Below are 12,870 nucleotides of genomic sequence, written 5' to 3' on the forward strand. Positions count from 1 at the left end.
ATAGCGGTGACCGGCACCTCGCTGTGCGCTGGCAGCCTTGGGCCGTGACTGAAGCGATCCGCCCATCCCAAGGGGCCCCCGTCGGAAAGATGTAGGCAGCAAGACGCCGGATCCGTTCCGATGCGTAAATCCCTATCCATTACCACTCCTCGAGCGGCGAGCCCTTGAAATCAACGGCCTTCCGTCTCGAGCGGATGGGGCGAATGAAGAATCGGTGCCGTTTCCGCCATCGAATCGATGGGCGATGCGACGCCCGGCGCTCGTGGCGATTGCCGTCGCGCCTTTTGCTGCCATCATCGCTCAGACCGCAGGTTCTGCGGCTGATATCCACTTCTTCAGCGCCACCTTCGGCGGCTTTTCGATTAAAGATTTCTCAAAGGCCGCGGCGTTCGCTCGCGACCACTTCAGAGGAGTAGTCTCATGACGATTAGCGAGAATCTTTGGACTTTGGCGCTCGCCGCGGTGGTGGCGGTCGGATTGCCAACATTGATCCTTACCGCGGTTTTGGTCGCGCAATAAGTCGCCGGCCAGCCCGCAGGCAAGGCTCGCCCTTTCGGCGCTAGTCCGATCGGTTACCGGGCGGTGCCAATGTCAGAGCATCGCCCTGAAACATTCACGTAGATCTTCAGATTAGGTTGAAAATCATGGGAAGGATGCGGCAGTTCGACATCGACGAAGCGCTCGATCGAACGACCAGAGAATTCTGGGAGAAGGGTTGTACCGGCACCACCCTCGATGACCTCACCGAAGCGATGGGCATCAAGAGGCCCAGCCTGTACCGCGTATTCGGCAACAAGGAGGCCTTGTTCGCCCGCGTGGTCGAGCACTTCGAAAGCACTTACCTGACGTTCGTCGGCGAAGCGCTGGCCGGCGAGACCGCGGGTTTAATCATTCGGCGACTGCTGGAAGGGACCGTGCACGCATGCTTCGGGACGGGCACCCCGCGCGGTTCGCTCCCCGCGCATGGGGCTCCGGCGGGTTCGCCTGGAGACGAGGGAGTCCGGCTTCTTCTGGCGGAACGGATCGAAGTCTACGAGCGGATGCTTGGAGCAGCCTGGTCCAGTCTCAAGCGGGAGGGACAGGGCCGTCCGGCGGCGACTGCGGCCTTGTGACGTCTTTCCTCATTACCCATTGTTGCGGCATCGCCTTGCGTGCGAAAGCTGGCGTAAGCCGCGACAAACTCCTGGCGGAAGTCGATTTTGTGATGGCGGCCTTGGGTTCCGGCACGGTGGAAAGGCCAATGCAAGGGTATAAAACCGAGTAATCTCGCCCAGGCCTTGCCCGCGCGATGTGATATCCGATCGGATCGATGCGGCGTGTCGTGATCGGTTCCACCCGATGCACCGGTTCGGTGAAGCGAGGCCGGCACAGTTGCGCCGACTGGACCGAACCTCTTGCCGGTCCGGTTCGATTTGGAAGCCGTCAGGGTCGGCCGCGCGCCCACTTGTCCTCTGGCAAAGGATTTTGATGAAGAATCCCGGTCCCAAGCCTTGCCCTGTCAGCGAGCTATCCACCATAAGCAGGTGGTTGATTAACGGGACAAAGGAGATGCAGTCGAGGTGGACGATACAAGGCTTCTCTTGCTCGTCCTGGTTTTGCCATTTGTCGGGAGCGCTATTGCGGCCTTCCTGCCGCAACGCGGCCGCGATGTTGCGGCCTCGCTCACGGGGTTCAATGCGCTCGCCGGTGCGGCAATAATCGCCAGCTTCTATCCCTTCGTCAGCGCGGGCGGGGTCGCTCGGTTCTCGATCCCCTGGCTCCCGGTCCTGGATCTCAATCTGACGCTGCGGCTTGACGGCTTTACCTGGCTGTTCGCCATGCTAGTCCTGGTCATTGGCGCGCTCGTAAGCTTCTACGCGCGCTATTATATGTCGACGACAGATCCCGTACCACGCTTTTTCGCGTTCCTGCAGGCGTTCATGGGCGCGATGCTCGGGATCGTCCTGTCGGGTAATCTCATTCAAATCGCCTTCTTCTGGGAACTGACCGGCCTCTTTTCCTTTTTGCTAATCGGCTATTGGCATCATAATCAAAGTGCCCGCGACGGCGCGCGCATGGCGCTGATCGTCACCGGTGCGGGCGGTGTCTGCCTGCTCGTCGGGCTCATGCTGCTCGGGCGTGCGGCGGGAAGCTACGACGTCGACGCCGTACTCGCGGCTCGAACCGCCATCCAGAATGACGCCGCCTATCTTCCGGCGCTCATATTGATCCTGATCGGCGCCTTTACCAAGAGCGCTCAGGTCCCATTTCATTTCTGGCTGCCGCACGCGATGGCCGCGCCAACACCGGTCTCGGCCTATCTTCACTCCGCAACGCTCGTGAAGGCGGGCATCTTCCTGCTGATCTTGCTGTGGCCGGTTCTCGCCGGCACCGAAAGCTGGTTCCTCATCGTTACCTCTGTCGGACTGGCAACGCTGTTGGTCGGCGCCTGGTCGGCGATCTTCCAGCAAGATCTGAAAGGGATGCTGGCCTATTCGACGATCAGCCATCTCGGCCTCATCACGCTTCTGCTCGGATTGGGCAGCCCGCTCGGCGCGGTTGCTGCCATTTTCCACACCGTCAACCACGCGACGTTCAAGGCCTCGCTCTTCATGGCCGTCGGCATCATCGATCGCGAGACGGGCACGCGCGACCTGCGCTTGCTCAGCGGGCTCGCGCGTTTCATGCCGATCACCGCGACGCTCGCGATGGTCGCCGCCGCTGCGATGGCGGGCGTCCCGCTGCTGAACGGCTTCCTGTCGAAGGAGATGTTCCTCGCCGAAGCCCTCCAGGCCCATAGCGGCACGATCATCGACGCAGTTCTGCCTTATCTGGCCACCCTCGCCAGCATATTCAGCGTTCTTTATTCGGTGCGCTTCATTCACCAGACCTTCTTCGGCTCGGCGCCGTCCGGACTGCCGCACGAGCCGCGCGAGGCGCCGGCGTGGATCCGTCTGCCAATCGAGATTCTGGTGCTCGCCTGCCTACTCGTCGGTGTGTTTCCCGCGCTGACAATCGGCCCTTTCCTTGCGACCGCGGTTCAATCGGTGCTCGGCGAGCGCGCGCCCGAGTACAGCCTGGTCGTCTGGCATGGTTTCACGCTTCCGCTCTTGATGAGCCTTGTCGCTCTTGTCGGCGGGGTCGCCCTCTACGCCCTCTTCCGCGTCCGACTGAATCGCGTAGAGCGATCGCCTCTTATCGGCCGACTGAAAGGCAAGCGTAACTTCGAGGCCGTACTTGCGGCAATCGTCCGGGCGGCGCGCGCCCTTTTGCGCTGGTTTGGGACAAAGCGCCTCCAGGTACAGTTACGCCTCATGATAGTGGCGGCGCTCGTCGCCGGGACGCTCCCCTTTCTGCGCTATGGGTTCAGCCGCGGCCCCGTCCCCGACACACTGATCGACCCGATATTTGCCTTGTTGTGGATATTGGGCGGGGCGTGCGCGGTCGCAGCGGCGGGGTTGGCGAAATTCCACCGGCTCGTCGCGCTCGTCCTGATCGGCGGCGCGGGCCTTGCCACTTGCATCAGCTTTATCTGGCTTTCGGCCCCCGACCTCGCACTCACCCAGCTCCTTGTGGAAATCGTTACACTTGTCTTGCTGCTTCTCGGCCTGCGTTGGCTGCCGCAGCGTCTTCCCGATGTTTGGCCAGCGGGGGATAAGCCTGGGACTGTCGGCTTCCGGCGCGGCGGCGACCTTCTCATCGCGCTGCTAGGCGGCGCCGGGATGGGGGCACTCGCTTATGCCATGATGACTCGCCCCCTGCCCGAAAGCCTGTCGCGCTATTTCGTCGAACAAGCCTACCCCGGCGGGGGCGGCACGAATGTCGTCAACGTGATCCTCGTCGACTTTCGGGGGTTCGACACGCTGGGGGAAATCACGGTTCTCGCGATCGTTGCGCTCACCGTTTTCACGCTACTTCGCCGTTTCCGCCCGGCACCGGAAAGCATCGAAATGCCCACGCAGCAGCACCGGCAGAACGCATTTGACGATGCGCGCGAGGGGCATGTGCGCGGCGACACGCTGGCCCATTATCTGCTCGTGCCGCGTGTGATCGTCCAGTGGCTCTTCCCCGTGATCTTGATGTTCGCGATCTATCTGCTGATGCGCGGCCATGACCTGCCGGGCGGCGGGTTCGCAGGCGGGATCACAGCGTCGATCGCCATCCTTCTTCTCTATATCGCAAACGGGACGCGTGCCGTCGAAGCCAGCCTTCACATCGAACCCGTGCGTTGGATCAGCGCCGGGTTGCTCTGCGCGGGAGGGACGGGCCTTGCCGCGTTGCTGTTCGGCTATCCCTTCCTCACCAGCCATTCGCGCTATCTCACTATCCCGTGGATCGGGGACATTCCGCTCGCGACCGCCCTTCTATTCGATATCGGTGTCTTCGCGGTCGTCGTCGGCACAACAGTGCTCATCCTCATCGCGATCGCGCACCAGTCGATCCGCGCGCCGCGCGCGAAAAAGCCAATCGACGTCCCGTCAGCAACGCCCGCCGGAGACGCCGTCTGATGGAGCTCGTTCTTGCTCTTGCCATCGGCGTCTTGACCGCAGCGGGACTGTGGCTGATCTTCCGCCCGCGAACCTTCCAGGTGATTCTCGGACTTTCGCTGTTGTCCTATGCCGTCAACCTCTTCATCCTCGCCGCGGGAAGATTGCGCAGCGACGCCCCTCCGATCGTCGGCCGCGCCCCCGCGTCGGCCGATCCAGCGCTTTACGCCGACCCGCTGCCACAGGCTCTAGTCCTGACCGCGATCGTCATTTCATTTGCCACGACGGCGCTGCTTCTCGTCGTCCTCCTCGCCTCGCGCGGACTGACGGGCACCGACCATGTCGATGGTGAGGACGGCGAACCATGACCGGCTGGCTCCATCATCTGGTGATCACGCCAATCATCCTGCCGCTGATGGCGAGCGCATTGATGCTGGCCTTCGACGAACGCCGCCGCGTTCTGAAACGGGTGATCAGCCTCGGCGCCGCAGCGCTCTTGATCGCCAATGCCGCAGCGCTGCTCTGGCTTGCAGGCGATGGCAGCGGCCCGCTGGTCTATCTGCTCGGCAACTGGGCTGCGCCTTTCGGAATCGTCCTGGTTTCCGACCGGCTGTCGGCGATGATGCTCCTCCTGACCAGCGTCGTCGGCTTTACGGCGCTCTTCTATGCCGTAGCGCGATGGGACCGGTCCGGTCCTCGTTTTCACGCCCTGTTCCTACTGCTGATGATGGGCGTGAACGGCGCGTTCCTGACCGGGGACATTTTCAATCTCTTCGTATTCTTCGAAGTGCTGCTCGCGGCGTCCTACGGGTTGATCCTTCATGGCTCGGGCACCGAGCGCACGAGTGCCAGCCTCCATTATATCACGATCAATATCGCCGCCTCGCTGCTCTTCCTGCTCGGCGTTGCAATACTCTACTCGGTCACCGGCACCCTCAACATGGCCAATCTCGCGCTGCGCGTCGCGAGCACCGACGTCGGCGACCTGGCCCTGCTCGAGGCGGGCGCTGCGATTCTGGGGATCGCCTTCCTGATCAAGGCGGGAATCTGGCCGCTGAGCTTCTGGCTGCCCCGGACCTACGCCGCCGCCGCCCCACCCGTCGCCGCGCTATTCGCCATCATGACCAAGGTCGGTATCTATGTCATACTGCGCCTGTCATCGCTGCTCTTCGGCGACGCATCCGGCGAAGCGGCCGGCTTTGCCAGCGACGCGCTGCTCTATGGGGGGCTCGCGACGATGGTTTTCGGAATCATCGGCATCCTTTCGGCCCGGCAGCTCACGCGCGTCGCCGGCTATTATGTATTGGTGTCCTCGGGCACCTTGCTGGCCGCCATTGGCATCGGCGGCGAGGCGCTCATTGCCGCGATGCTATTCTATCTCGTCAGTTCAACGCTCGCGGTCGGGGCACTCTATCTGATCATCGAGCCCGTCGAACGCAATGCCGACGAGGAGGACATGGTCGCCGGCATTGCCGAGCCCGTGTTCGACGACGAATATGTCGGCGCAATCGAGGAAGTCGCGGACGAGAAGGGGGTGGTCATCCCGGGCACGATCGCGATCCTGGGCGGTGGATTCATATTCTGCGCGCTCCTCCTCGCGGGCCTGCCACCGCTTTCGGGCTTTATCGCAAAGTTCGCGATGATCGACGCCCTGCTGCGGGCGAGCGACGTGGAGCCGGCGGGCTGGGCGCTGATCGGACTGATCATCCTCTCGGGCCTCGCGACAATGATGATCATGACGCGCGCCGGCATCGACCTGCTCTGGACACCCGGCGAGGACTCTCCATCGCGGCTCAGTCTGGTGGAAGTGGTCCCGATCGGCCTGTTGCTGGCGGTCTGTCTCGGCCTCATGCTGTGGGCCGGTCCCGTCATGGGATATCTCGATGGAACGTCATCTGCGCTGCATCAGCCATCGCACTATGTCGCAGCGGTGACCGACGCACCGCAGGCGGGCAGCGAGCGATGATCGGCCGTCTCATCCCGTTTCCGCTTCTCACTCTTGCGCTTCTCGCGATGTGGATTTTGCTGACAGGCTTCTCGCCCGGTCATATGCTCTTCGGTGCCGCGATCGCGGTGATGGTCTCGCGCACGATGCTTTCGCTCAGGCCCGAGCGCCCAACGCTCCGAATTGGCCGCGCCGCGGCGAAGCTCGCCTTCATCGTCTTGACCGATATCGTCCGGTCAAACATCGCCGTCGCGAAAATCATTCTGCTGCGTCCGCCGGAACGACGGTCGGGGTTTATCGAGCTTCCCACGGCGCTGCGTAGTCCCGACGCGCTCGCGATGCTCGCGATCATCATCACCGCGACGCCCGGCTCACTCTGGGTGCAGCATGACGCCCATCGTCATATCATTCTCATCCATGTGCTCGACCTTGCCGATGAGGATCAGTGGGCCCGGCTGATCCAAGATCGTTATGAGCATCTGCTGATGGAGATATTCGAATGACGACGCTTTTTCTCGCGCTGACGATCACGGCGTCGCAAATCCTGCTCGGTCTTGCCATGGGCTGCGCCGTATTTCGCATGCTTCGCGGACCGCGTGCCCAGGACCGCATCCTTGGGCTCGACGCTCTTTATCTTGCGGCGATGCTGCTCCTCGTGACTTACGGAATCCAGACCGGGCGAACCCTCTATTTCGAGGCCGCGCTGGTTATCGGCCTTCTCGGCTTTACGGGCACGGTGGCACTCGGCCGTTTCCTGATGCGCGGCGAGGTCATCGAATGATCCAGGCTCCTGACCTGCCTACATGGGCCGCAATCATTGTGGGTTTGCTCGTCTTCGGCGGCGCGGCGATCACCCTGCTGGGCGCGGTCGGGCTACTGCGGCTCCGCGGCTTCTACGAGCGGGTGCACGCGCCGACGCTCGGCGCAACGTCGGGGATGGCGGCGATACTCGCGGCCTCGGCTCTCTGCTTTTCCGTGCTCCAGACGCGGCCCGTCGTCCACGAGATATTGATCGCGCTCTTCGTCACGCTGACCACGCCCGTCACGTTAATGCTCCTTGCCCGCGCCGCGATCTACCGCGATCGCAGCGAGGAGAGCGCAAGCGTTCCGTCGGACCCCGACGCTGGAAAGAGCGGGCGGGATCTCAGTGCGCGGCGCAAGGAGGGCAGAAGAAAATAACGGAAGAGACCAGCAACGCGCTTATATCGCCATCTCAAAGCTTTCGGGCTGGGCGAGCCGCCACGCGGCGCCGTAGAAGTCGCGATCCGAGGCGCCGCTCAACAGTTCGCCATCCTCAAGAAAGATGTGCAGCTGCGAGAACAGCCTGATTTCGGTAAGACTGACGCGGCGCACAAGATGATGCGGTCCGAGCCGGCTGGGGTGATCGAGCCCGGCGGCGGCGATCATCTCGGACAGCGCCAACAGCGTATTGCGGTGGAAATTATAAACACGGTCGGCCTTGTCGCCCACAACGAGCGCGCGCTGGCGCATTGGATCCTGGGTCGCGACCCCGGTCGGACATAGATTCGTGTGGCATGAGAGCGACTGGATGCAGCCGATCGCGAACATGAAGCCCCGACCCGCATTGGTCCAGTCGGCGCCGAGCGCCATCACCGTGGCGATATCGAACGCGCTGACAATCTTGCCGGCGGCGCCCACCTTGATCTTCTGGCGAATCCCCGCGCCGACCAGCGTGTTGTGGACGAACAAAAGGCTCTCGCGCAGCGGCATGCCCAGATGGTCGGTAAATTCGAGCGGCGCGGCGCCGGTGCCCCCCTCGGCCCCGTCGACGACGATATAGTCGGGAAGGATACCGGTCTGGAGCATCGCTTTGACGATCGCCATGAATTCCCACGGTTGTCCGACGCACAGCTTGAACCCCACTGGTTTGCCCTGCGACAATTCACGCAGTTGCCCGATGAACTGGACAAGCTCCATCGGCGTGCTGAAGGCGGAATGCCCCGGCGGCGAAATGCAGTCGCGGCCCATCGGAATCCCGCGGGTCATGGCGATTTCGGGTGTCACTTTTTCGGCGGGCAAGATGCCGCCCTTGCCGGGTTTCGCGCCTTGGCTGATCTTGAGTTCGATCATTCTGACCTGCGGGTCCGAGGCCTGTTCGGCAAAGCGTCCAGGGTCGAACGCACCATTTTCGTCACGGCAGCCGAAATAGCCGCTACCGATTTCCCAGATGAGATCGCCGCCATGTTCTCGGTGATAAGAGCTGATCGATCCTTCGCCGGTGTCATGCGCAAATCCGCCGAGCTTTGCACCTTTGTTAAGGGCGCGGATCGCGTTGGCGCTGAGTGCGCCGAAGCTCATCGCCGAAATATTGAAGATCGAGGCCGAATAGGGCTGGCGGCAAGCGTCGCCGCCGATCGGGATACGGAAGCTGGCGGGGTCGGCCACGGGCACAGGCCGCGTCGAGTGCGCGATGAACTCGTATCCATTCTCATAAACGTCGACGAGGGTACCGAAGGCGCGGTCGCTGACTTCGTTCTTGGCGCGCGCGTAGACGAGCGAACGCTGGCTTCGCGAGAAAGGCGTTTGCTCATGGTCGTCCTCCAAGAGATATTGCCGGATGCCCGGGCGAATATCCTCGAAGAACCATCGCAGGCGGCCGACGATCGGATAATTGCGGCGTACCGAATGAAGTGGCTGCCGCAGATCGTAAAGCCCAACACAGGATAAGGTAGTGCCGGCGACGAGCAGCGCCCATGCCCAGGCGGCGGGAAGACCCGGAATCGCGAGAAGCGACGCGGCTATGCTTGCCGCGAGCGGGGTGAAACGAACGAAGGGCAATGAAAACTCCGTGGCTGGCAGAGGGCCAGATTTGATGGTTCGACGTTTGTCGCCTGCGGCGCGATTAGCCCAGAAACAGCCGCACGCCCGCGACGGCGAGCGCAGCGGGCAAGAGAATGTAAAGGACGAGCCCCGCGACCGGCGCCTGCAAATCGGGCTCGTGATCGCGATAAAAAAGCGCCAGTTTTCGGGAGAGCCGCACGTCGCCCATGATCACGGCCTTGTCGACGAGCGACAGGCTGCGGAATTGGCGCATGAGCGCGGCGAGTTCCGGCTCGCTCAGGTCGGGATAGCGATCGAGCGATTTCTCGACCTCCTGCAGCGTCGGTGACTGGGGTCGCCACCGCTCTATCCGTGATTCATATTTGCTCATTCTTATTGCTCCTTTGAGCCTCCTGAGGGAAGCCTGGAATGACGGTCTCGTGCTGGCCAGCGTTACCGGGCCTACATCCCGGCTTCGGCGATCTTCGCCCCGGCCACACGGGATTGGGGCGGGCTTGCCGAGATCATCGCCGCCATAAGTGTGAAGGACACGCAGGCGGCGAGGACCCAGCCGCGCCGCGGCTGGCGCGTCATCGCGAACATGAGACTGTAAGCTCCGACGACTGCGGCGACGAGAATGAGGCCAAGTATTTCTTCAAGGCTGTAATTCCAGCGAAGGCTCGATTCTGCGACTGCGCGCAACATGATGTAACTCCAATATCTAGGGTGAGGTCGCGACCATTGTCCCGACCAGCCAGCAAGCGGCGATGAACAGGACGACGAAGGTCACGAGCAACAGCATCTGCATTCGACATCCGATCTCCCACGGTTCGCCTGGCGAATGGGGCGACGACTTGCTCATGGCGCGTCCTCCGTCCCCTCGAGCGACGCGCAACGCGCATGCAACACGCTCACCAGTGCAAGCATCCCGCGCCGCGCCGGAGCCGGTGCGGCAATCCTCGGGTCACACCAAAGATCGCTGTAGAGGTCCGCATAGGCCCGCAGCTTGGACGAAGTTTCCGCGTCGCCGCCGTTCAACTGCTCCTCGATGCCGGCCGCGGTGTGTGCGGCCCATTCAAGGGGGAGCCCGCGCCCGGCAAAGTCGCTCCAGGCCGCACGGCGTTGCGCCTCGACGGCAAGCCATCCCGGCGGGGTCGTGAAATGGCGTTGTAAAGCGCCCGCGATGGCCCTCGGACGAGCCGCACTTGGCGATAGGCGCAGCGCCGTCGCGACGAGCTGATCTTCGGCAAGCGGGGAATGTTCGAGCCGCTCAATCGGGGTCATGCCGTCGTCGGCAGGCGAGCGCAGGCGCGCAGCCTCGTGCGGGAGCGCCAGCATCGAACTCGCACGGCGCGCGGCATCTTTGATCAGATGGCTGAACAGAGCTTGCTGTTGCAGAGGGCCGTTCACGTAAATCTCCATCGCCGCCGCGCTCAAGGCGCGGCGGCGTTCTCGTGGCAGCGGCTACAAAATGCTGACCGACTAAACGGGGGTCATTCCGATGGAATGTCAAACAACCTGCCGGGCCGTGACGCTGTCTTGCGAAGCGTCGACCTTAGCCTGCCTGGTCAGTGAAGCTGCGCTGCCTGTGATCAAGGGAAACACCCCGGGCCCGCGGCGCGCGGGTCCGGGGCGGCTAGCGTTCGAGCAGCCGGCCCACATAGTGCGCAAAGCGCGAAGGAGATGAAGCGTTATCGCTCATGATACCACCAAGATGGCCCTGAAGCCGGGCAAGTCAAGTATGACCGGCGTCGGCCACTCGCACCTGCCGGGCGCCGCCAGATCGATCGAAGCCGTGCGATGCCGCCGCAATCAAGGATCCTGGCCGGCGATTTTCGACCAAGGCCGAGAGCAGCGACCGCTCGTCGGGCCGGTTCGATATCCGGGCCGAAATCCCGGGAAGCGCCCGGAAGGGCTCGGCCGCCGCGGGAGAGATGCAATGCGCCACCCCCGTCCAGTCCGGCATAGCCGCGACCAGCCAGCGCGCGACATGAAACCCGGCGCGCGGCGAATGCACTATGATATGTCCGATCGCCTCGAGACGGCCCGCAATCCATTCGAGGTCGCGCGGATCGCTCTCCTCGATGTCGTAAACCGGCAGGCGTCTGACGCGGTAAGAAGATCCAAGCATGGCAGCCATATCGCCGGCCGGACTAACCGCTCCGACATGAAGAATGTCGGCCGGGGCGCTCAGACCAAGCCGAATTGCCCGGCACAGATCGGCAATGTTCCCCGCCGCCGAGGTCACCCGGTTGTAGCCGCGCGCCCGCGCAAAGCGCGCGCTATGGTCACCGACCGCGAACACAGGGAGATCGGCGAGCGCCGGGGAAAAGCGGTGCATCCTGACGCCGTTCAGGCTCGTGAACACGAGCGCGTCCGGAACTGCCGAGAGAGGCCGAGCCGGCATCGCGACAATACGCAACGCGGGGGCGCTCAGCGGTTCATAGCCGGCCCCGGCGAGGCGTTTGGCCGTCAGCCGGTTGAAGGGGTCGGTACGCGTCACCCAAACAAGCTCCTTGGTCATTGCGGAGCCATCGCGCGCGTCGCACTTCGCCAATAGGAGTCGACGCAGCGCGCCAGGAAGGCCACGGGCAACGATGCACCGAGCACGTCCTTCAGCAACGGGACAAGATAGTCGCCGAAAAGGCTGTAGGCCGCACGCGGAAGCCCACGCGCGCTCGCCTCGGGAGCCGGTCGTCCTTCATAGGCCGCAATCGTCATGTCCAGCAATCTGTCGGCGGCGGCGGCGGCGGTCGCGGTATCGATATCGACTCCGACGAGAAAGGGCGTGGCGGCTGCCGTGAACGCAGCACGTCTGTTTTGCAAAAGACCGAAAGCCTCGGCTTCGGAAATCGGGGTATCCATTATAAACTCCGGGCGTGAAAACGCCATCATGAACCCGCAGATCGCGGGTTTCCTCTATGGGGAAATGATCGGGGAGGATCCGCACCGGATCCAGCTATCGAGCCTCGGGAACGGCCCCGTCTCGCGTCAGGCGGAGGGGCGACGATCCGAGGCTGGCCCGCGCGTCAGCAGGCTGCCGGCATGGGCAAGGAAACGGAGAACTGAATGAAAGATCATGCCGCCTTATAGCACGGCCTCATGAAAGAGCCAAATCAGCCGCCTCCAAAGGCCCCGTCGCCCGCATTACATCCTGCGGTGACTGCGCATGGCGAAGCTCGACGTGATGCGGGCGACGCCCGGCAATCGCGACAGAACGTCGCGGTGGAACGCGCCATAATCGTCGATACCGCCAATCTGGACACGCAGGATATAGTCGCCATCGCCGGTCATCAGGAACCACTCCTGGATTTCCGCGTGCCGGCGTAGCGCGGCCTCGAAACGCCACAGATAGTCTTCCGACTGGCGCTCGAGTTCCACCTGCACGATCGCGATCGTTCCCTCCTCCGCCGAGACACCTGCCACGATCGTCGTATAGCCCCGGATCACGCCCGACTGCTCGAGGAGCCGCACCCGCCGCAGACATGCGGAGGGTGAAAGTCCGACCTCTGCGGCCAGGTCGCTATTGGTGATCCGGGCATTCAACCGAAGACTGTTCAGGATGCGGCGATCCATATCATTCAGAGTCGGCACGAAGATTCCTCCATTTAATCGCAGATTATGTCAAGAAAACGGGAAATTAGCATCAATATTGGTGGATTCGGCGAAAAATTGCGC

The 12,870-nt window shown here is 62.9% G+C and carries 16 protein-coding genes; 8 read left to right on the plus strand and 8 right to left on the minus strand.

Translation table 11 applies throughout. The features are described from left to right. Positions 1-244 precede the first annotated feature (244 nt). From ACO055_RS09030 to mnhG, 8 genes are all read left to right on the plus strand, one after another. A complete protein-coding gene (locus ACO055_RS09030; protein ID WP_422062256.1) occupies positions 245-424 on the plus strand; it encodes a hypothetical protein in 180 nt (59 codons plus the stop codon). A 229-nt stretch (positions 425-653) separates the two neighbouring features. After that, entirely contained in the window at positions 654-1,112 is a 459-nt protein-coding gene (locus tag ACO055_RS09035; RefSeq protein ID WP_422062257.1) for a TetR/AcrR family transcriptional regulator, read from the plus strand. A 447-nt stretch (positions 1,113-1,559) separates the two neighbouring features. Further along, on the plus strand, positions 1,560-4,487 hold the full coding sequence (locus ACO055_RS09040; protein ID WP_422062258.1) for a monovalent cation/H+ antiporter subunit A: 2,928 nt from the start codon (positions 1,560-1,562) through the stop codon (positions 4,485-4,487). Next, a complete protein-coding gene (locus tag ACO055_RS09045) occupies positions 4,487-4,834 on the plus strand; it encodes a Na+/H+ antiporter subunit C (protein WP_422062259.1) in 348 nt (115 codons plus the stop codon). The genes ACO055_RS09040 and ACO055_RS09045 overlap by 1 nt, the downstream gene beginning before the upstream one ends. Further along, on the plus strand, positions 4,831-6,432 hold the full coding sequence (locus ACO055_RS09050) for a monovalent cation/H+ antiporter subunit D (protein WP_422062260.1): 1,602 nt from the start codon (positions 4,831-4,833) through the stop codon (positions 6,430-6,432). Before ACO055_RS09045 ends, ACO055_RS09050 begins: the two co-directional genes overlap by 4 nt. Continuing rightward, complete coding sequence (locus ACO055_RS09055) at positions 6,429-6,914, plus strand: Na+/H+ antiporter subunit E (RefSeq protein ID WP_422062261.1); 486 nt, start codon at positions 6,429-6,431, stop codon at positions 6,912-6,914. The genes ACO055_RS09050 and ACO055_RS09055 overlap by 4 nt, the downstream gene beginning before the upstream one ends. Next, the gene (locus tag ACO055_RS09060) at positions 6,911-7,192 is read left to right on the plus strand and encodes a K+/H+ antiporter subunit F (RefSeq protein WP_422062262.1); all 282 of its coding nucleotides are present in this window, start codon (positions 6,911-6,913) and stop codon (positions 7,190-7,192) included. Before ACO055_RS09055 ends, ACO055_RS09060 begins: the two co-directional genes overlap by 4 nt. After that, positions 7,189-7,590: a monovalent cation/H(+) antiporter subunit G gene (mnhG, locus tag ACO055_RS09065; protein ID WP_422062263.1), complete on the plus strand. Its 402-nt coding sequence runs from the start codon at positions 7,189-7,191 to the stop codon at positions 7,588-7,590. The genes ACO055_RS09060 and mnhG overlap by 4 nt, the downstream gene beginning before the upstream one ends. Positions 7,591-7,611: 21 nt before the next feature. Here mnhG and ACO055_RS09070 read toward each other — a convergent pair whose 3' ends face one another. From ACO055_RS09070 to ACO055_RS09105, 8 genes are all read right to left on the minus strand, one after another. Further along, on the minus strand, positions 7,612-9,210 hold the full coding sequence (locus ACO055_RS09070; RefSeq protein ID WP_422062264.1) for an FMN-binding glutamate synthase family protein: 1,599 nt from the start codon (positions 9,208-9,210) through the stop codon (positions 7,612-7,614). A gap of 64 nt (positions 9,211-9,274) precedes the next feature. Beyond that, positions 9,275-9,583, minus strand: coding sequence for a hypothetical protein (locus ACO055_RS09075; protein ID WP_422062265.1), 309 nt, complete (start codon positions 9,581-9,583; stop codon positions 9,275-9,277). Positions 9,584-9,654: 71 nt separating this feature from the next. After that, positions 9,655-9,897: a hypothetical protein gene (locus ACO055_RS09080; protein ID WP_422062266.1), complete on the minus strand. Its 243-nt coding sequence runs from the start codon at positions 9,895-9,897 to the stop codon at positions 9,655-9,657. 16 nt (positions 9,898-9,913) lie between these two features. Then, positions 9,914-10,054, minus strand: coding sequence for a hypothetical protein (locus ACO055_RS09085; protein ID WP_422062267.1), 141 nt, complete (start codon positions 10,052-10,054; stop codon positions 9,914-9,916). After that, the gene (locus ACO055_RS09090; RefSeq protein ID WP_422062268.1) at positions 10,051-10,629 is read right to left on the minus strand and encodes a hypothetical protein; all 579 of its coding nucleotides are present in this window, start codon (positions 10,627-10,629) and stop codon (positions 10,051-10,053) included. Before ACO055_RS09090 ends, ACO055_RS09085 begins: the two co-directional genes overlap by 4 nt. Positions 10,630-10,927: 298 nt before the next feature. Continuing rightward, the gene (locus tag ACO055_RS09095; RefSeq protein WP_422062269.1) at positions 10,928-11,695 is read right to left on the minus strand and encodes a uroporphyrinogen-III synthase; all 768 of its coding nucleotides are present in this window, start codon (positions 11,693-11,695) and stop codon (positions 10,928-10,930) included. A gap of 17 nt (positions 11,696-11,712) precedes the next feature. Further along, positions 11,713-12,057 carry a hypothetical protein gene (locus ACO055_RS09100; RefSeq protein ID WP_422062270.1) on the minus strand — a complete coding sequence of 115 codons (345 nt, stop codon included), beginning with the start codon at positions 12,055-12,057 and terminating at the stop codon, positions 11,713-11,715. A gap of 282 nt (positions 12,058-12,339) precedes the next feature. Next, entirely contained in the window at positions 12,340-12,786 is a 447-nt protein-coding gene (locus tag ACO055_RS09105; RefSeq protein ID WP_422062271.1) for an Lrp/AsnC family transcriptional regulator, read from the minus strand. Positions 12,787-12,870 lie beyond the last annotated feature (84 nt).

This window comes from Sphingopyxis sp., from assembly GCF_965227415.1.
GTDB lineage: Bacteria > Pseudomonadota > Alphaproteobacteria > Sphingomonadales > Sphingomonadaceae > Sphingopyxis.